We start from the raw sequence: 20,167 nt of genomic DNA, 5'->3' as shown, positions 1-20,167 counted from the left end.
AATGTAGCACAACATTCATTGATTTTTTAACAGCCATTCTTTTTAAACTTATCGATGTATCAATTATTTATTTTAACGTGCCTTCATTCTCATTTCATTTTACAATCATGCCAGATCATATTGTTCATTGATAAGGATAAAAATGGCCATTTTCACCGTCATTGGTTTAGGTAGTTTTGGACAAACCATTGCATTAGAGCTGACTAAACTTGGACACGACGTGATTGGAATAGACACCGAGCAACGTAATATTGAACAAGTGGCAGACCATATTACACATGCGGTGATTGCCGATGCCACCGATGAAAAAGTCTTAGAAGAATTAAATGTACAAAAATCGGAAGCTGCAATTGTCGCCATTGGAGAAGATATTGAAGCCAGCATTTTATGTGTTTTAAATCTAAAAAACTTAGATATTCAGCATGTTTGGGTGAAGGCAAAAACCAAATCACACCACACCATTTTATCGCATTTAGGGGTGGATAAAATCATTCATCCTGAAGAAGATATGGGCATTCGGATTGCACAGACGCTCAGCTATCCCATGGTTAGCCGATATATGGCGTTGGAACATGATCATTACATTGTAAAAGTCGTGATTAGCGAACACATGAAAGGCGTACATCTACATGGATTAATGGGAAAATATGCGCAGAGCGTTCACATCCTTTTATTAAAACGTAATCAAGAGATTTTCTATCACCTGCCTGAAGGCTTTACCCTAGAACCTGAAGATATTTTAATTGTTGAAGGTTTACAGCAGGACTTACAAAAACTATCTTCGAGCTTTAAATAAATGAAGACACCGAATTTCTCTAAAACAAAAAAAACAGTCAATCTGAGTCCACCACAATTACTTGCGCTGGGTTTCTTAAGTTTTATTGCAATTGGGACTTGCTTACTAAAATTACCTTTTGCCCATTTGGGTAATTTAAGTTGGATTGATGCTTTTTTTACAGCAACTTCGGCAGTCACTATTACCGGATTATCCATTGTTCCAATTGGACAAACCCTAACCGCTTTTGGGCAGATTGTTCTGTTATCTCTCATTCAAATTGGCGGCTTAGGTTTTACTACTTTCGCAGTTTTGGCTGCATTAAGTTTATCGCCCAATTTAGGCTTAAAAGAACAGCTAATGGTGCAAAATACGCTTGGGCAAACCAGTTTAAGTAAAGCCACCAGCATTGCTAAAAATGTATTTATTTATACCATTTTCTTTGAAGTGATCGGCACCATTATTTTAACCATCCTTTGGTCAGAACAGCTTAGTTTTGGCACAGCACTGCATTTTGCAATTTTTTATAGTATTTCTGCTTTTAACAATGCAGGCTTTGCACTCTCACCACATGGCTTAATCGATTTTCATCGCAATACAGCTATTTGTCTGACCATTAGCAGTTTGTATATAAGTGGCGGTTTAGGGTTTTTAATCCTCATGGATTTAAAAGAAAAACGCAGTTGGAAACGGCTGACCACCAACAGTAAATTGGTTTTACTCACCGTGATTCTGTTAAATGTGGGTGGATTTTTGCTCATTTGGCTGCTCGAATTCAATAATCCAAAAACCTTGGCGTTGATGTCTTGGCAAGATCAAGCACTCAATGCATGGATTCACGCCACCGTACCACGCTCATCAGGATTTAATACTTTAGATGTTTCCCAAATGACCAATGCCTCGACCCTACTCACGCTTTTTCTGATGTTTATTGGCGGTGGATCTTTAAGTACAGCCGGCGGGATTAAAATCGGTACGTTCATTGTATTAGTGTTTAGTGTGATTACATTTTTACGCCGTAACGATGAAATACGAATACTTAATCATGCAATTTCACCAGAAACGGCCTTTAAAGCGCTTGCAGTTACGCTTATTACCTCTGTACTTATTTTTTTCGGCTTGTTTGGCTTATTCATTTTAGAACCGAAACAATCGTTTATTGATGTATTGTTTGAAGTGGTTTCTGCTGCATGTACGGTCGGTTTATCGCATGGTATTACCGCCAACCTTCATCCATCGAGTTTAATCTTACTGAGCTTACTGATGTATGCCGGTCGTTTGGGGCCACTCACCTTGGCTTATTTAATCGCAACACCTAAGAAAAGCCGTGTCAAACACCCTGTTACCGATATTCAAGTTGGATAATCAATCGATAGGCATAAAAAAAGTCTGTAATTTGGGGAAATTACAGACTGTGAACTGAGAATTCATACTATTTCTCTATGGATTGAATTGTATACCCAATAAAGTTAATTAAATTAATTTTTAACGTAAAAGTGTGAATTAAACAACACAAAGTTACATAAACAAATCTTGTTAGAATAAAAAAAACAGTTTAAATTAAGTTAATCACATTTAATTGTTTTATATAATAAATTTTAAATATTTTTAAATGAATGAAAATATATATCTCGCTTTTATATTAAATATGTTTAATGGTTTTAATTATATGAATGATTTTTATAATTTTTTATTTATTAATCACGAAAATTAAACGTTAAAAAAGTGCATCATTAGATGCACTTGAATGGGTTAAAGCTTAATTTTGCCAATTTTTACGCTTCGAGGTATGACCAATCCCAACATTAAAACTATTGGTCGGATCTAAAGCCTGATAATGTTGTTTTAAGGCAGGTTTTGCAACGTACAAATGCCCGACGTTATGTTCGGCAGGATATTCCGCGCCACGGTGATCGAGCAGCCCCCACATTTGATGCTCCATTGCTAAAGGATCAATGCCTTTTTTAACAATATAGTCTTGATGAAAGACATGACACAAAAAATGTCCATAATAGAGTTTATGAATGATCGCATCATTCATATCCTCTGGCAGAGTTTCCATCCACTCGCGATCATCTCGGCGCAGTGCAATATCTAACGCGACAATATCTTCTACTTCATGCCGATGCGTATCGCGATAGCGAATGGCAGCACCCGCCACAGCAAACCGATGTAAAAAGGCTTTGCGCCCTTCATCGGTATCGCATAAAAAAAAGTTACCGGTTGTGTTACTCGCAAAATACGCTGTTAAAAATGCTTTAACCGCGGCAACGTCCTGATCTTCGATGCGCAGAATTAAATGATGTTCGTACAGATCTCGAAATTCATTCATGCGTTTGGGTAAATGATTTGGTAATACCGCCGTTATCGCCTGTAAAATATGGTCGGTGAATCCACGAATGTTAAAGCGCTCTAAAAAACCATCAATTTTATCTTTTAAAGCAAATGCTTTCGGCACATTCGCCGTACCAAATTTTTCAATAAATAAAAAACTGTCTTTGCCGTATTTTGCGCCAATGTCGTAAGCGACACGGTGGATATATTCACCAGCAATCGGTAATCGCGGTAAGTCCGTCAGTAAATAACGGCGAATTGCGGTTAAATCATCGATGGAATTCGACCCCACATAAAATACCTGACTTGGAATTTTTTCAAAGGTATCTAAACGCACAGCAAATACACATACTTTGCCGGCAGAACCGGAGGCTTCAAATAAGCGACTTGGATCGGCATTAAAACGTGCCGGACTGTGCTCATCCACCTGACGTACATCGTGTGCATAACGATGGTCTGATGCACAACAATTTGCATTATTTTGAATATCGAGGGCTTGATATTGCCCTGCTTGTAAGCGCTGCAAAATCTCTTCGGGATTTTCACCAAGCTCAATGCCCAAATGGTTAATCAACTCAAGCGTTCCTTCGGCATTTACACGTGCATAGAGTGCCAATTCGGTGTAAGCCGGCCCACGGCGCACCAACGCTCCCCCAGAATTATTACAAATTCCGCCTAGTACCGATGCCCCAATACAGGATGAACCAATCACCGAATGCGGCTCGCGATTCAGTGGACTCAGTTTGCGCTCTAGAACATCTAATGTTGCGCCGGGTAAACAAACCACTTGTTTGCCATCGTTAATGACCTGTACACCAGCCAATCGGCGGGTACTTAAAATAATGACTGGGCGATCATAATCGTCACCAAAAGGTGTAGATCCTCCGGTTAAACCAGTGTTGGCCGCTTGCATGATGACAATACAATCTGCGGCAACAGCAACCTGCAATACTTGCCACTGTTCTAATAAAGTTGCCGGCACAGCGACCGCCAAGACTTGCCCACTGCCATAACGACGACCTTGACGATAGAACCGTGTTTGTTGATCATCGGTCAACACATATTGCTCGCCCACAATGTGTTTGAGTTGTTCTAAGACCTGCGTGAATGGTTGATGTTGATCTGGCATTGTATTGTACTCATGAGGGTCAGTGTGATGACTTGTATCAAAACAGAAGACCAAGTCGCGGCAGATGCGTTACCGGACTTGGTCATTTGAGTTTATGCAGTGATGCGATTTAAATTCACCAAACAATCTTGATTAATGTCTTGAATCGATTTTGCGCCGGTGAGTGTCATGGCAACGCGCATTTCTTTGTCAATCAATTCAAGTAAATTAGAAACACCTGCACCGCCTTCAGCACCTAATGCATAGACAAACGCACGCCCAAGCATACATAAATCTGCCCCCATGGCTAACATACGCACCACATCTAGCCCATTACGAATCCCTGAATCGACTAAAATTTTCAGATCGCCTTTCACAGCATCGGCAATTGCCGGCAATGCACGCGTGGTCGATAACACACCGTCTAGCTGACGCCCACCGTGATTCGATACCACAATACCATCTGCACCAAAACGCACCGCATCTTTTGCATCTTCAGGGTCTAAAATGCCTTTAATGACCATTGGGCCATCCCAAAAATCACGAATCCATTCCAAATCTTTCCAAGAAATGGATGGATCGAAGTTTGAACCCAACCATCCGATATAGTCTTCAAGACCGGTCGGTTTACCCAAATATTTCGAGATATTGCCTAAATCGTGCGGACGCCCCATAAGCCCAACATTTAAAGCCCAATGCGGATGTGTCATGGCTTGTAAATAACGGCGCATGGCTGCGTTTGGCCCACTCATGCCTGAATGTGCATCGCGGTAACGCGCGCCGGGCACGGGCATATCTACAGTAAAAACTAAGGTGGTACATCCAGCCGCTTTGGCACGTTCTAAGGCATTTTTCATAAAGCCACGGTCGCGAAGAACATATAATTGAAACCACATTGGGCGTTCAATGGCTGGAGCAACTTCTTCAATTGGACAAACCGACACCGTTGAAAGCGTAAATGGAATGCCTTTTTTATCTGCTGCCACCGCGGCTTGCACTTCACCACGGCGTGCGTACATCCCCGTTAAACCCACAGGCGATAAAGCCACTGGCAGAGTTAATTTTTCATTAAAAATTTCTGTTTCTAAACTTAAAGACGACATATCGTTTAAAACACGTTGTCTGAGTGCAATTTGCGATAAATCTTCAACATTACGCTTTAGGGTGTGCTCGGCATAGGCACCACCATCGATATAATGGAATAAAAATGGCGGTAAACGGCGACGTGCCGCTTCACGGTAGTCATTTGCAGACGAAATGATCATTTTAAATCTATCCTCTTTAATCGAGAAACACGTTGCATGCGTGCTTCTGTTTCATCAATTCCACGAACTTGTTCAATAATATATTCAATATGGCTGCACACACTGGCGCGCGCCGTTTCTGGGTCTTGTCGGTCAATGGCATCCATGACTTGCGAATGTTGTAAATGCAATTGTTCAAATTTATGACTGTCGGTATAAATTTTACGGCGACCCAATACCACGTTGTATTGCAGTAGGTTAAATAGGCTGCGCATCATTTGGATGAGTACGCTATTGTGCGATGCTTCGGCAATGGCCAAATGAAAGTTTGCATCGGCTTCAGATGCTTTGTCGGCATCGCCAGATGACTGAAAATGTAAGACTTGATCGTAATAAAAATGAATTTTGGCACGATCTTCTTCGGTAGCGCGTTGTGCGGCATACCATGCCGTGCCTCCTTCTAAAACCAAACGTGCTTCTTGTACATCAAAACGATATAACGGATCTTCATGAATCAGTGAGCTAATCGGTTGAATGATAAATTGTTCCGACCAATGATCGGGCAACTTTTCTAAATAGGTGCCATTACCGACCTTACTCACCAAAATGCCCATATTGTTCATTTTTTGCAGCGCCTCCCGTAAGGATGCGCGCGATACGGTTAATTGCTCACAGAGCTTACGTTCTGAAGGAAGGCGATCTCCAACCTGCATGTCTTGTTGTTCAATCAACTTTGAAAGCTGTTGTATCACTTGATCTGCAATTTTCATATCACCTTCCTTTGACCCGTGATTATGGAATCATCCACGGGAATACGTATGCTTGAAGGGTAATGATAATACCAATCATGACGGTAAATGAAATACTGTGTTTAACAGTAAAACGGAATAAATCAGATTCTTTGCCGACTAAACCGGTTGCAGCACACGCAATTGCAATTGACTGTGGTGAAATCATTTTTCCGGTTACACCGCCTGAGGTATTAGCAGCCACCAAAAGTACGTCCGGAACACCAATTTGATGCGCTGTTGTGGCTTGTAATGCACTGAATAACGCATTGGCAGAGGTATCTGAACCCGTTAAGAAAACCCCCAACCAACCCAAGAACGGCGAAAAGAAGGTAAATGCTTTACCTGTATGCGCCAAAGCTAAAGCCAATGTTGCAGACATGCCTGAATAGTTGGCAATAAATGCAAATGCCAGCACCATCCCAATCGAATAAATTGGCGTTTTCAATTCTTTTATGGTTTCAAAAAAAGTCGAGACTGCAACGGCAGGACGCATTTTTAAGAAAATAATTGAAATGATCGCGGCGATAATAATTGCAGTACCTGTTGCAGATAACCAATCGAATTTATACACCGCATCGTAGTCAGTGACTTTGGCAACCACAGGTGGCATTTTTTGTACCAACTGATGCAAATATGGCACTTTAATGCTGATCACCCAGTCGTGTAATGCGCCATCTTTGGTAAACAAACTCTTAAATGGTTTAATACTCCACAGTGTGACCATTGCCGTTAAAATTGCAAAGGGTGACCATGCTTTAATAATTTTCGCCACAGGATATTTTTGTTTTTGCGCTGCCAAATCTTCTTGCGGAGCAAGTGCATCTTCATTTTTAAAACGGAAAATATGCTTTGGCTGCCAAAATTTAAGTAAAATCGTCAAGCTGATTAAAGATGCAATTGCAGCGGTAATGTCGGGTAATTCAGGGCCAACAAAGTTAGATGTTAAATATTGTGCCAAGGCAAACGCACCACCACCCACCAATACCGCAGGCCATGTTTCTTTCACACCACGCCAGCCATCCATAATTGCCATAATCCAAAATAGGACAATTGGCACCATAAACGGCAACTGACGACCCACCATTTGGCTAATAGCGTGTGTTTCTACACCCGAAACTTGCCCAGCAACAATAATTGGAATTCCCATTGCACCAAAAGCAACAGGTGCAGTATTCACAATTAAGCACAAACCCGCTGCATACAATGGTTTAAAGCCAAGACCTACCAGTAAAGCTGCAGTAATGGCAACGGGTGCACCAAAACCCGCAGCACCTTCTAAAAAGGTACCAAAGGCAAAACCGACCAATAACATTTGTAAGCGTTGGTCTTCAGTCAGCGATAAAATGGAAGATCGAATAATATCGAACTGCCCTGTTTTTACCGAAACTTTGTATAAGAACACCGCGCCAATAATAATCCACGAAATTGGCCATAAGCCATAAAAAAAACCATAGATGATAGATGCAAAAGCCATTGCAGTCGGCATTTGATATGCAAACAGTGCAACCAATAAAGCCAAAATAACGGTAATGGTTCCTGCAATGCTGCCTTTTAAGCGAAATACAGCCAAAGCAAGGAAAAAGAAAATAATAGGAATAAGTGCAATTAAACTAGAAAGCCAAATATTCCCCATTGGGTCGTAAACTTGTTGCCATTGTGCAAGCATTTTCATCTCCTTGAAATGCTTAAAACGATTGTTGTTTAGAACAACGATCAAAATTCTTATTGGTCAGACCAATTTAAGCAATAAAATGGTCGTATTTGCGCCATCATTGTAATTATCTCGGGGATATATCACAAGCAAGATTCAATTCACCCCATTAAAGGTCAGACCAATTAAAAAAGGCAACAAAGCGAGCTTTTTAAATTTTCTATATATTTATCAAATACTAAGATTAAATTAAGATCAAAACTCAAACAAAACCTTTCAAACTAGACTTTGGTCGAATGAACTGAAAAATAAGGTGTTTTTGGAGAATTTTTCAGCAAAATAACCTGCTAAATAAAGCCCGAATGGATTTTTATTTGCAATTGCTGGGTACGGAAATAAGCCCTTGCTTTGCTTTAAATAAAAGAATATTTATCGCATCTTTTTATAAGAATATGATTGATGGAGGATGCAGCAAAAGGAATACGTTGAATGGAGTCATGCCATAACAGACGAATCTAAGATCATGGCAGAAAAAAAATCCCCCATTTACGGAGGATTTTTAAAGCTTAGAACCAATCCATTAAGGACACACCGACACCGATATAACTGGCACGGTGGTTATAGTCGATTAGGCTCTCGCCATAGCCATTAAAATATTGTAATTCACCACGTAATTTGCCTTTAATTGGGAAAGTCCAATCAAACTGCATCGCACCATGAGAATTATCGCCAGATCTTAACGAATGGCGCAGCATTAATGAGAAGTTATGATCATTCCATTTATAAAATGCGGTGAGATCGGCACGTCCCATATAATTTTCAATATCGGGGTTATTGTCGTCTACTGCATCTTCTGGAATGCGATACCACGGGCGAATCATTAACGCAAAATTACCACGCTCTAATCCCCAATTTAACATGACACGGTTCCAACTGCGTGAAAACGGATCGGCTTTACCATTCGATTGATGATTAAACGATAGCCCAAGCAAGCGACCATCTAAGCCCAATAAATTATAATTGGTGCGGAAAATTAAACTGGCTTCGGGTTCATAATTGGTTTCCCGAAACGGGCGTGAATCTTCCGAGTTATACACTTGCCAACGTGAGGACTGGGTATAAGCCAACCATAAATCGCCATTATCACCAAAAATATTTTCCCAAGCTTTGGTCTTTAAAGATAACTGAAACTTAGATTCGGTAAAGTTTAAGTTTTGGCGTTCGGTCACCGTGTTTACAGGATTAGCACTATGCGGTAATTCATTGCGATTACTGGTCCAAAAAACTGGTAATGCGTAAACGGGTTTATAGGCACGAATATTCCATGTGCCGAGCTTACTTTGTGGCGAAAGCTCCCAACGGCTATCCAATAACGATTGATTGGCAGACATTGGGCTGGCATCGGCAGAATAAATAAAGTGCAAAGACCGCGCCAATTTCGCCTTTAAACTGTCATCATCTTCAGTTGCAACAGGTTTTTCTGCGGCAGCTTGCAGCGGTGCAGCATAAGTTTTGGGTTCTGCTGTTTCTGTTTTGCTGTCTACCAAACTGTCTTGCTGTGCTTTAAAGTAACTGTCATAACACACCAATCGGTCGGCATCGCTTAAAATCCCCGAACAGGCAGTTGCACTGACAGGATGAAATGTTGCAGCATCTTCGGCAAATACAGCCGATGAAAGCAAGCTGCCTAAAAGCGGAAGCATGGCTCGCATCATGGCTGTGTGTTCAAATGTTTTGAACGGCATTGGCACTTTCTCCAATTAATGAACCTGTTGAATATCAAATCCTAATTGCTCAAGTTGTTCGCGTTTTGCAAATGGTGCAACCACAGCTTTAACGGGTTTCACTGTTAACAAATACTGCTCTGCAACACGTTGTAAGTCGGCAAGCGTCACCGCCAATAATCTTGAACGCATTTCATTTCTAAATTCTGGCGTACGTTGATGCAATAATGCATAACATGCAGTAATAGCCTCGCCCGCAGGTGAACCCGGTTTATCCATACCTGCAATTAAACCTAAAATCGCTTCTTCAAGTTGATGTGGCTGATGTGTCGATGTCATTAGCCATTGTAAACTGGCTTCAAAATCGGCAAAGGTTTCGCTTAAACGTGGGTCGCGGTAACTAAAGAATCGGAAAGCACAAGCATTGCCATCATAGTTAGCGCCGCCACCATAAGCACCGCCTTTTTCACGGATGGCGCTATGCAAGAAACCATTACGTAAATAAGCGGCCAACACCATGAGCGGTGCCGCATCGGGATGATTCACCGTCACAGCAGGATATGCCGAAGCACAGAATTGAACATTGGTTTGGATCAACCACGCCTGATCGTCTGCTGTAACCTGCTTATCTGTTTTGCTCAAGCTTGGTACGTCTTTTGCAACATTAACCTGAGTCCAAACCTGTTGTACCTGTTCGATCAATTGCTCGCTGTGTAATTCTTCACACACCAATAAAAATTGTTTTGGCGCTTGCAATAACAGTTGATGAATATTTTGTAATTCTTGAATAAATGCAGCATATTCAGAATCATCATTTTCAATACGTTGAATCAGCTCGCCTAACCAATTTAATGCGCCCAACCCGGTACTGATATAATCACGCTGCGCCAGACCGCTCATGTTACGAGAGGCAATTTGCATTGCATAACTGTGCCCTGAGCCAGACAAACGCGACTGCCAACGGGTTTTACGTTGCTGCAATAATTCTAAAATACGTGATTTTTCATCAAAACGTAGCTGTTCAAAGGCCACTTTTAATAGCTCAATCGCATCAAAGCGATCGGCTAACGATTTGGTGGTTAAGGTCAACCATGCACTAATTTTTTCTGCATCATTCACTGCGCTGCGTAGCGATGCACCCATGCCCAAACCACCACTGACTGCGGTTTGTATTTGCTGCAAAGTTAAATAGTCATATTCACCAGCGCCCACTTCACCCATCAACACCGAAAGCAATCCAAAATACGGCGAATGTACAATCTCGTCTGGAATTTGAATCAAGACTTGTTGATAGTACAAACCATTGGTGCCAGCATGATACAAATGCAGCGGCATATCTGCGCCGTTACTGATAATTTCACGCAATTGCCCTTGCGCAATCTGCAATGCCACAGGAATATCCTCTAAACCAACTTTAGGTAATAGGTTTAAATCATCCACTGTTTCTTGACGTTGTTGCAGTGCAACTGTGTCGGCTTTAATTTTGGCACGATCATCTTCGGTTAAGGCTGCATCTATTTGCGCTAAACGTTCTTGTTCTAGCACTTGCTCTTGTGCAGATTGCTGAGCATTCGGCACCAAAGTCAGTTGCACGCGATGCGGATTGTCTAATAAATGCTGTTGAATTAAGTTCGACAACCACATTGGGTCTTTGAGTTCTTCTTTTACCATTGCAATTGCATGATCGACATCCCACACACGCACAGGGTCGCTATGGTGAATCACGCTGCCTAATCCATTTAAAATCAGACTTAAACCATACGGCGAACCATCTCCGCCAATTTCACGTTGATGCAATTCTATTTGATGCAAAATGGCATCAATCTCTGCTTGCTCAATCGGCTGCGCGGCAACATCTGCCAAAATTTTAAGCACGCCGTCTTTGAATGTTTCGGCATGTTCAGCTTCTGAACCTTGCACCGCACAATAAAAAGTCATTTCAAAGTTGCTGTCATCAACCCCCATAAATGGACCAGTCGAGTCGGCATAACCACAAGTTTCTAAATAATGACGCAATGGCGATGCTGAATTTTCTAGCAAAATGCCTTCAACCAAACGCATGCCTAAACGCAGTTTGATATCGCTCGATTCTGGCAACAACCAAGACAACACATGATAGGTTTTATTGCTTAAATCATCGCCATCAACGGCATAAGTTTCGGTGACTGCTAACGGTGCGCTTAAACGTTGTTCTGGTTTTGAATGCAGCGTGGTGCCTTTTTCAAATTTATGCAGCGCCAATGTTTCAATCTGTTCTTGTAAATCGTACGCAGATTGATTACCGAAGCTCATGAAAATGGCATTACTTGGATGATAATGTGACTGATAAAAAGCCACCAATTCATCGTAACTTAAATCGGGAATATCTTTAGGTTCGCCACCTGAATTGTAGTGATACGTGGTCGCTGGGAATAAATGATGCGCTAAACGATGGTATAACTGATCTGAAGGTGAACTCATAGCACCTTTCATTTCATTAAATACCACGCCTTTAAATACTGGTTTATTATTTTCATCCAACTCAACACGAATGCCTTCTTGTGCAAAATCTAGTGGATTTAAATTCGCGGCAAACACGGCGTCTAAATAAACCGACAATAAGTTTTGAAAATCCTTTTTGTTTTGTGTCGCAAATGGATACGCAGTCCAATCTGCCGCCGTAAAGGCATTCATAAAAGTATTGAGTGAACGGCGAATCATTAAAAAGAATGGGTCACGTACCGGATATTTTTCTGAACCACATAACACGGTATGTTCCAAAATATGCGCTTCGCCTTTTGAATCCATCGGCTGAGTACGAAATGCCACTAAAAATACATTTTCATCGTTTTCACTGGCCAGATGATAATGCACAGCGCCTGTGACCTTATGTTTATATTCATAAACTTCGATATCTAAAGCTTCAACATGGTGTTGACGTAGTAACTGAAACGCAGGATGAACAGTGTGAGTAAGGGTCTCAGTAACATCTACAGTCATGTAATTTCCTATAAAATTGGGATTGGTTTTCATCATTGCATTATAGCGATAGAGCACACCAATTTTCACGTAAAACTTGAGTGTTTTAGTTACTTATCTCATCTCGTTTAAGCAATATGTCGTAGCGCTTGAATGAATAAAATACGTTGATTCACCGCATTTATCAAATATCAACAAACCCAGATTTAAAGTCATGCTAATATAAATGATCTGTTCTTCCGTCCAATGCTCTACAACGATCGAATTATTGTGAACAAAAGATTAGCGCAATCATCGTCTTTCCCCTTAGGGGCACATTTAATTGTTAAACATTTTGGCTATACCCACCACGGTATTTATGCAGGACGCGGTCGTGTCATTCATTACTCTGGCCTTGCGCATTTTTTTAAGAAAAAACCGATAGAAATGACGTCTATCCGCCAATTCTCACACGGTAAAGTGATTGGGATACGCCATTACGAAAACCCAAAATACAAAGGACGCGCCATTGTAAAGCGGATGCGTTCTCGTATGCATGAAAATCAGTATCACCTGATTATTAATAATTGCGAACATTTATGTAGTTGGGCCATTACGGGTGTCGAAAGTAGTCCACAAGTGCTTAAAATGATGAATCGACTGACCACTATCGGCTATGTCAGTTCGGTCATGAGTTATATGAATAGCTTATTTTTAACACTGGCAACCACCAGTTTTGCATTGGTTTTATATATTAAAAAGAAACTTAAAGACCAAGCTAAAATTAAGCTGATTAAAACCATGCTAGAACAACAGAAAAAAAACCGCTCAGAATAACCGACTTTAAAAAAATGACGTTATACCTTAGGTGCAGGCGTATCAAACAAGTCATCTTCTAATAAATGATTCGATTCAATAATTTCCTTAGCAATGTAATAGGAATCTTGCTTACGAATTAAAATAATTTGCGCATGTAAAGGAATTTCGCCAAATTCGGAACGAACTTGCACATAATGTAACTGCCCATATTCATCGCGAACACGTGCTTGGGCGGTACTTTCAGGTCGAGCATTCCCGCTACTAATGGTGGCCAATCGGCCCAACAAATTCAGTTGTCGACTTTCAAATTTAGGTTTAATCACCTGATCTAAACAGTGAATCATAAACACCGTAAAAAATAAGGCAATCACCAATGCGGGCAACAGCAAATAACCAAAAGGGGTAAAATTTTGCTGATAAGAAAAGAAGAAAAATTGTAAAAAGTAACCCGCAAAACTAAAGTTAATTAAAAAGAAAATAAGAATCAGAATTTTCGAAAATTTAATTTGAAATAAAGATACTGCCCACACGCGCGGCATTAAACGGCGTAAAAAGGAAAATGGACGCACGCCTAAATAAAAACCAATGGTTTCAATTAGGCTCAGCACCACCAATGTCACAACACTTAAATGAAATGGTAACAGTTCAGTATGGGTCAAAAAGTTGTGCAAGGGCACAAAATTAGGAAAGATAGATGCCGCCATCGGAATGCACAGTAATTGCTATTTTTTGTAAAAATTCACCAGAACACGGACCTGCAATACACGCGCCTGTTTCCACTTCAAATAAAGCGCCATGTGTTGAACATTCAATATATTCTTGATCTTGATCGAGAAATTGATTCTCTAAAAATTCGAGTTCAACCTGTAGATGAGGACAGACGTTTTTATAGGCATAAAATACGCCATCGCGTTGGGTTACAAAAATATTGTCCCCGTTTGCAAGCTCAAACGCCCGAGCTTCTCGCTCGGGAACATCCTCAGTCATACAAATCTTATCCATTATGCAAGATCCAGTTCCATTGTTTTGAGCAGTCTAGCATATTTTTCTACTGCCAAACGAGGGCCAAACTGTGCGACCACTTCACTTGAAATCAAAATTGCTAATTCAGCAGCTTGTTCTAAATCAAAGCCTTGTTGTACTGCATAAAGGAAGGCACCTGCAAACGCATCACCTGCCCCATTGGTGTCAACCGCTTTCACTTTGCGACCATCCACATAGGTTTTTTCGGCAGATGTTGCAACCAATGCACCTTTTTCACCCAAGGTAATAACCACAGTGTTATTGTATGTCAGCAACTGTTCAAGCGCTGCATCAAGCGTGCCTTGTTGGGTAAATAATAAGGCTTCTTGCTCATTACAAAACAATAAATCGACACCTTCTGCCAACATTTCTTCTAAGCCTGCGCGCGCATATTGCACCATTGCTGGATCAGACAAAGACAAAGCCGTTTTAATCTGATGCTGCTTGGCAACTTGACGTGCTTTTAACACAGCTTCGCGCGCACTGTCACTTGTCGACAAATAACCTTCAATATATAGCCATTTTGCTTGTGCTAAGGTGGCATAATCAATCTGATCGACCGATAAATCTGCGGTTGTACCTAAGTAAGTATGCATGGTACGTTCGGTATCTGGGGTAATTAAAACCATACAGGTACCTGTCACACCTTCGCAGATTGACTGCTGTGCGGTACCAATACCCACTTCACTTAAACCATCTAAATAAAATTGCCCTGCTTCGCCTTGACCCACACGGCAACCATAAAATGCACGACCGCCTAATGCAGCAAACGCCACAGTGGTATTTGCAGCAGAACCACCACTTGCTTGACCTTTATAAACTTGGTGCGCCATCAAATTTTGATATAAATTCGCTTGCGTATCGCCATCGGTGAGTTGCATCGTGCCTTTTGTTAAGTTTTGCTCAATCAAAAATGTTTCGGATACCTGAAATTCTTGGTCAATAATGGCATTACCAATCGCAAAAAGGTCGAGTGCTGACATGGCTGAATCATCGCTGCATGGAAGAAAGGCAGCTATTCTACCTCAAGCTTAAGCCAGACTGTAGCTTATTCAAAAATTTTCGGAGCATACGGCAGTTTCTAACAAATTCTTTATGACTAAAATACCAATAAAAATGGGAGCGATTGCTCCCATTTTTTACATTAATGAAAACAACGCTTTATTTCTTTTCAGGTTTAAAGCTATCTTTTAAATCTAAGATACGGTTAAACACAGGTTTTTCTGCACGATGATCGTAACGGTCTGCCACAAAATAGCCTTCACGTTCAAATTGGAAACGATCTTCAGGATTTGCCAACGCCAACGCAGGTTCAACAAAGGCGTGTAAAACTTGCAATGAGTTTGGATTTAAATTATCTAGGAAATCATCACCGGTTTCTGGGTCAGCTTCGCTAAACAAGCGGTCGTAAATGCGAACTTCAGCAGGCACGCCTTTAGTCGCAGATACCCAATGAATCACGCCTTTCACTTTACGGCCTTCAGGATTTTTGCCTAAAGTTTCAGGGTCAATGGAACATTTAAGCTCAATAATTTCGCCGTTTTCATCTTTAACCACTTCGTCACATTTCACCACATAGGCATGGCGTAAACGAACTTCACCATCAAGCGTTAAGCGCTTAAAGCCTTTCGGTGGCACTTCTTCAAAGTCTTTCCGGTCGATATAAATTTCTTTGCTAAGCGGAATGACACGCTCGCCCATATCGACATTTGGATGACGAGAATGGGTTAAATCTAAATCTTCAGGCAAATTGGTTAAAGTGACTTTAAGTGGATTCAGCACCGCCATACCACGTGCTGCGGCATTTTCTAACGATTGACGGATACAGAACTCAAGCATTGCTACATCCACAATACCGTCAGTTTTAGACACGCCAACACGCTTACAAAAATCGCGCAAACCTTCAGGCGTATAACCACGTCGGCGCATACCGACCACTGTTGGCATACGTGGATCGTCCCATCCATTAACAAAACCACCTTCCACCAAACGGCGTAATTTACGTTTAGAGGTAATGGTGTAGTCAATATTTAAACGAGAAGATTCGTACTGACGTGGCACAGCCGGTGAATGCACTTTGGCAATCACCCAATCGTAAAACGCGCGGTGATCTTGGAATTCTAAAGTACATAATGAATGGGTGACGCCTTCAATCGCATCCGACAATGGATGCGCGTAATCATACATTGGATAAATTTTCCATTTATCGCCTGTTTGGTGATGCTCAGAGTGCAATACACGGTACAAAATTGGGTCGCGCATGTGCACATTTGGGCTGGCCATATCAATTTTGGCACGAAGGACCGCTTGGCCTTCTTTAAACGACCCATCACGCATTTGTTCAAAACGCGCAAGATTTTCTTCAATTGACGCATCGCGATGTGGTGAGTTTTTACCCACTGCTACAAAATTACCACGATTTAAGCGAATTTCTTCAGGACTTTGTAAATCGACATAAGCATCGCCTTGTTCAATTAACTGCACGGCCCATGTATATAATTGGTCGAAATAGCTAGACGCATAGCAAGGCTCACCTTTCCAGTTAAACCCGAGCCATTTTACATCGTTGGCAATACCATCGACATATTCTTGTTCTTCGGCATCTGGATTGGTGTCGTCAAAACGCAAGTTACAATAGCCGTTATATTCTTCAGCCACACCGAAGTTTAAACAAATGGCTTTCACATGGCCAATATGTAAATAACCATTCGGTTCAGGTGGAAAACGCGTCACCACTGTATTGGTTTTTCCATCTGCAAGGTCTTGAGTGATGACTTGACGGATAAAATCTAAGCCAGGCTGTTGTTCTTGCTGCGCGGCGTCGACAGGCGTGGAATGGTTCGATGTCGGTGGATTAGGCAGAGTTGAAACAACATCAGTCGGCTTCATAGGGTTAAATCACTTCTATTTAAAAACAAATTAGGATAATTAAAACGCTATCAGAGTTTTTTAACAAAGAAAATAACGTTTATACTTGCTATGTAGTTTACAGTTTGCTTATGCTTCTCTCAACAAAAACCCATGGCTTTTTGCCATGTCTAGGAGATTATGGAATGAGTTTTCCTCAAGTTGAATTAAATACCAACAAAGGTCGTATTGTTCTTGAGCTGAACAGTGACAAAGCACCTAAAACAGTCGCTAACTTTTTAGAATATGTTCGTGATGGTTTTTACGACGGCGTAATTTTCCACCGTGTGATTGATGGTTTCATGATTCAAGGCGGTGGCTTTGATGAAAACTTCAAAGAAAAAGCAACTCGTGATTCAATTGAAAACGAAGCAGACAATGGCTTAACCAACGATGCGGGTACCATTGCCATGGCACGTACTCAAGCACCGCATTCAGCGTCTGCGCAATTTTTCATTAACGTGAAAAACAACTCATTCTTAAACCACTCAGGCAAAACCACTCAAGGTTGGGGTTATGCTGTATTTGGTAAAGTGGTTGAAGGTTTAGACATTGTTGAACAAATTAAAGGCGTTCGCACTGGCAACCGTGGTTACCATGCAGATGTACCTTTAGAAAACGTTGTGATTGAAACTGCAAAAATTATCGCTGAATAATTGCAGGTGAAGTGATTGTGACGACCTATCTGTTTATTGCAGATCTACATTTGTCACCAGAACACCCTCGACTTGTTCGAGGGTTTTTTGCGTTACTTGAACAATATCAACACCGAAATACCCAGCTTTATATTTTAGGCGATTGGTTTAATGCATGGATTGGTGACGATTTAAAAAGCCCATTTCTCGATGAAATTGTGCGTGCGCTTCAGCATTTTAATGCATGTGGCAATCAAATCTATTTTCAAGTGGGTAATCGTGACTTTGCCTTAGGACAAGCATTTTTAGATCAATTTTCAGGGATTCTACTGCCCGACACTTACTTTTTAGACATTGCAGGACAGCATTACCGCCTAGAACATGGCGATGCACTATGTACTGACGACGTTGCCTATCAGCGATTTAAAAAAGTCATTCGCAATCCAGTGTTGCTTGGCTTATTAAAGAAAACGCCGTTAGCGTTTCGACAAAAACTTGCCAACGGATTTCGTAAAAAAAGTCACGCTGAAAAACAAAATAAAAATTATGCCATTATGGATGTGAATGCTGATGCCGTTGCACAGGCCATGCCCGATCACATTCAAACGCTGATTCATGGACATACCCATCGACCGAAAATTCACAAAATTTCTGCAACTCAACAACGCATTGTATTAGGCGATTGGCGAGAAAATCCTGCTGAAGCCATGATTTTAGAAATTTCCGCACAAGGTGATCTACGTTTTTTTGCTTGGCAGTTTTAAGTTTATTGGTATCAATTTTGCTTAAATGTTTTCATCATGCTGTCATGTTCTGACAGTAAGTTTACTACAAACTTTCATTGATGGATCAACCACTTATGCAACTTCAAAATTCAAAAAAAATTCTTACATCTGCTGTTGTGGCAGGGATACTCGCCATTACAGGCTGTCACAGTATTCAGACCACCGTACCTGTTGTCACCACCGCACCTAGCCCGCAACAGGTTGTGCTTGAAGCCGGACATTGGGATGCCTTTAACCGCCAGCAACTTGAGCAACTCATTCAGCAATATGGCAAAAATAGCCCAACTTATAATCCAGCGAAGCCGCCTTATATTGTGACAGATTTTGACAATACTTCAGTGTTTTTAGACATTGAAGAAGCCACGCTAATTTACCAATTAGAACATTTAGACTTTAAAGTCAGCCCAGAACAGCTGAACCAAATTATCCGAAAAGATATTGGAAATGACAATTTTGTTGCTGAATATAATAATCAACAAGGCCATGCAGTCAATATTAATCAGATTGCGCCCGATATTATCGAAAGCTACCGTTGGTTGTATGCACATTACAGTGGCTTAAAAGGCAAACAAAGCCTTGAACAAATTCAGCAAAGCCCACATTACCAAAATTTCATTACCAAAATGCGTTATTTGTATGCTGCCATTGGCGACACTTTTGCACATGAGGTGTCTTATCCTTGGGTGACTTATCTGTTTACTGGCTTTAATGCCAGTGAAGTACGCGAAATGGTGAAAAATACGGTTGCATGGCAAAAAGATCAAAAAATTGGCCCTGTAACATGGACTTCGCCAACCGCATTAGCGGGTCAAGCGGGTGTGGTTTCAATTACATGGGAAAATGGATTACGCCCGTACAAAGAAATGCAAAACTTATTTAAAACATTCCAAAGCAATGGTTTTGATGTTTATGTCTGCTCGGCTTCTTTTATCGATGTAGTCAAAGAAATTGTGTCTAATCCAAATGTGGGCTATGACATTAACGAAAATAACGTCTATGCCATGGAATTATCGCGTAGCCCAGAAGGAAAAATTTTGCCGGTCTTCCGTCCAGATTATTACCAAACGCAAGGCGTTGGCAAAACCAAAACCATTCAGAAGTTTTTAGTCAGCAAATATGGTTATGGTCCAATCTTTGTTGCAGGTGACAGCGAAGGCGATCAAAATATGATGCAAGACTTTAGCGAAACCCAAAAAGTTCTTATGGTGAACCGTTTACGCAAACCAAGCACAGATATTGGGCAATTTTCAAAACTTGCGGTCGAACAATACGGTCAAGCCAATCCAAAATATTTACTGCAAGGCAGAGATGCCAACACAGGTGAATTCGTTCCATCCAACAAAAGTATTGCTTACGGTGCAATTGAAGGCAAAGCTTTACGTTAATGCAAAAAAACATGCGCTGATTTCAGCGCATGTTTTTATCTATACAACC

16 protein-coding genes are annotated in these 20,167 nt (G+C 41.0%); 6 read left to right on the top strand and 10 right to left on the bottom strand.

The features are described from left to right. The first annotated feature begins 142 nt into the window (after positions 1-142). Together I2F62_RS07665 and I2F62_RS07660 are read left to right on the top strand one after the other, a co-directional pair. On the top strand, positions 143-796 hold the full coding sequence (locus tag I2F62_RS07665) for a TrkA family potassium uptake protein (protein ID WP_324626430.1): 654 nt from the start codon (positions 143-145) through the stop codon (positions 794-796). Then, complete coding sequence (locus I2F62_RS07660) at positions 797-2,140, top strand: TrkH family potassium uptake protein (protein ID WP_324626429.1); 1,344 nt, start codon at positions 797-799, stop codon at positions 2,138-2,140. Between the two features lie 394 nt (positions 2,141-2,534). Here the strand turns inward: I2F62_RS07660 and dld are convergent, their stop codons facing one another. The 6 genes from dld to I2F62_RS07630 all read right to left on the bottom strand — a co-directional run bounded on the left by dld (position 2,535) and on the right by I2F62_RS07630 (position 12,606). Next, positions 2,535-4,238, bottom strand: a complete 1,704-nt coding sequence (dld, locus tag I2F62_RS07655) for a D-lactate dehydrogenase (RefSeq protein ID WP_324626428.1) — start codon at positions 4,236-4,238, stop codon at positions 2,535-2,537. Between the two features lie 92 nt (positions 4,239-4,330). Further along, entirely contained in the window at positions 4,331-5,482 is a 1,152-nt protein-coding gene (gene lldD, locus I2F62_RS07650; protein ID WP_324626427.1) for an FMN-dependent L-lactate dehydrogenase LldD, read from the bottom strand. Continuing rightward, the gene (lldR, locus tag I2F62_RS07645) at positions 5,479-6,231 is read right to left on the bottom strand and encodes a transcriptional regulator LldR (protein WP_324626426.1); all 753 of its coding nucleotides are present in this window, start codon (positions 6,229-6,231) and stop codon (positions 5,479-5,481) included. Before lldR ends, lldD begins: the two co-directional genes overlap by 4 nt. 22 nt (positions 6,232-6,253) lie before the next feature. Beyond that, positions 6,254-7,924: an L-lactate permease gene (gene lldP / locus I2F62_RS07640; RefSeq protein ID WP_324626425.1), complete on the bottom strand. Its 1,671-nt coding sequence runs from the start codon at positions 7,922-7,924 to the stop codon at positions 6,254-6,256. A 545-nt stretch (positions 7,925-8,469) separates the two neighbouring features. Further along, positions 8,470-9,648 carry a phospholipase A gene (locus I2F62_RS07635; protein ID WP_324626424.1) on the bottom strand — a complete coding sequence of 393 codons (1,179 nt, stop codon included), beginning with the start codon at positions 9,646-9,648 and terminating at the stop codon, positions 8,470-8,472. A gap of 15 nt (positions 9,649-9,663) precedes the next feature. Further along, positions 9,664-12,606, bottom strand: a complete 2,943-nt coding sequence (locus I2F62_RS07630; protein WP_324626423.1) for an insulinase family protein — start codon at positions 12,604-12,606, stop codon at positions 9,664-9,666. A gap of 225 nt (positions 12,607-12,831) precedes the next feature. Between I2F62_RS07630 and I2F62_RS07625 the strand changes: the two genes are divergently transcribed. Continuing rightward, positions 12,832-13,401, top strand: a complete 570-nt coding sequence (locus I2F62_RS07625) for a lecithin retinol acyltransferase family protein (protein WP_420713743.1) — start codon at positions 12,832-12,834, stop codon at positions 13,399-13,401. Positions 13,402-13,421: 20 nt separating this feature from the next. On the opposite strand, the gene I2F62_RS07620 is transcribed toward I2F62_RS07625, so the two are convergent. From I2F62_RS07620 to I2F62_RS07605, 4 genes are all read right to left on the bottom strand, one after another. Continuing rightward, on the bottom strand, positions 13,422-14,054 hold the full coding sequence (locus I2F62_RS07620; RefSeq protein WP_420713745.1) for an OB-fold-containig protein: 633 nt from the start codon (positions 14,052-14,054) through the stop codon (positions 13,422-13,424). A gap of 10 nt (positions 14,055-14,064) precedes the next feature. Continuing rightward, positions 14,065-14,370 carry a Rieske (2Fe-2S) protein gene (locus tag I2F62_RS07615; RefSeq protein ID WP_324626420.1) on the bottom strand — a complete coding sequence of 102 codons (306 nt, stop codon included), beginning with the start codon at positions 14,368-14,370 and terminating at the stop codon, positions 14,065-14,067. 14 nt (positions 14,371-14,384) lie between these two features. Further along, positions 14,385-15,389, bottom strand: coding sequence for an adenosine kinase (locus I2F62_RS07610; RefSeq protein ID WP_324626419.1), 1,005 nt, complete (start codon positions 15,387-15,389; stop codon positions 14,385-14,387). Positions 15,390-15,567: 178 nt separating this feature from the next. Next, a complete protein-coding gene (locus I2F62_RS07605) occupies positions 15,568-17,295 on the bottom strand; it encodes a glutamine--tRNA ligase/YqeY domain fusion protein (RefSeq protein WP_324626418.1) in 1,728 nt (575 codons plus the stop codon). A gap of 164 nt (positions 17,296-17,459) precedes the next feature. On the opposite strand from I2F62_RS07605, the gene I2F62_RS07600 reads away from it, so the two are divergent. The 3 genes from I2F62_RS07600 to I2F62_RS07590 all read left to right on the top strand — a co-directional run bounded on the left by I2F62_RS07600 (position 17,460) and on the right by I2F62_RS07590 (position 20,118). Then, positions 17,460-17,969, top strand: a complete 510-nt coding sequence (locus I2F62_RS07600; RefSeq protein WP_324626417.1) for a peptidylprolyl isomerase — start codon at positions 17,460-17,462, stop codon at positions 17,967-17,969. Between the two features lie 17 nt (positions 17,970-17,986). Further along, positions 17,987-18,712 (top strand): UDP-2,3-diacylglucosamine diphosphatase, encoded by a 726-nt coding sequence (locus I2F62_RS07595; protein WP_324626416.1) that lies wholly within the window; start codon positions 17,987-17,989, stop codon positions 18,710-18,712. A 95-nt stretch (positions 18,713-18,807) separates the two neighbouring features. Then, positions 18,808-20,118, top strand: coding sequence for a haloacid dehalogenase-like hydrolase (locus tag I2F62_RS07590; RefSeq protein WP_324626415.1), 1,311 nt, complete (start codon positions 18,808-18,810; stop codon positions 20,116-20,118). The last annotated feature ends 49 nt before the right edge of the window (positions 20,119-20,167 follow it).

Origin of the sequence: Acinetobacter sp. MD2(2019), from assembly GCF_035615615.1 — a bacterium.
Classification (GTDB): Bacteria; Pseudomonadota; Gammaproteobacteria; order Pseudomonadales; family Moraxellaceae; genus Acinetobacter.
The sequence above is the reverse complement of the archived record's forward strand: the minus strand, read 5'-3'. Positions and strand labels throughout refer to the sequence as shown.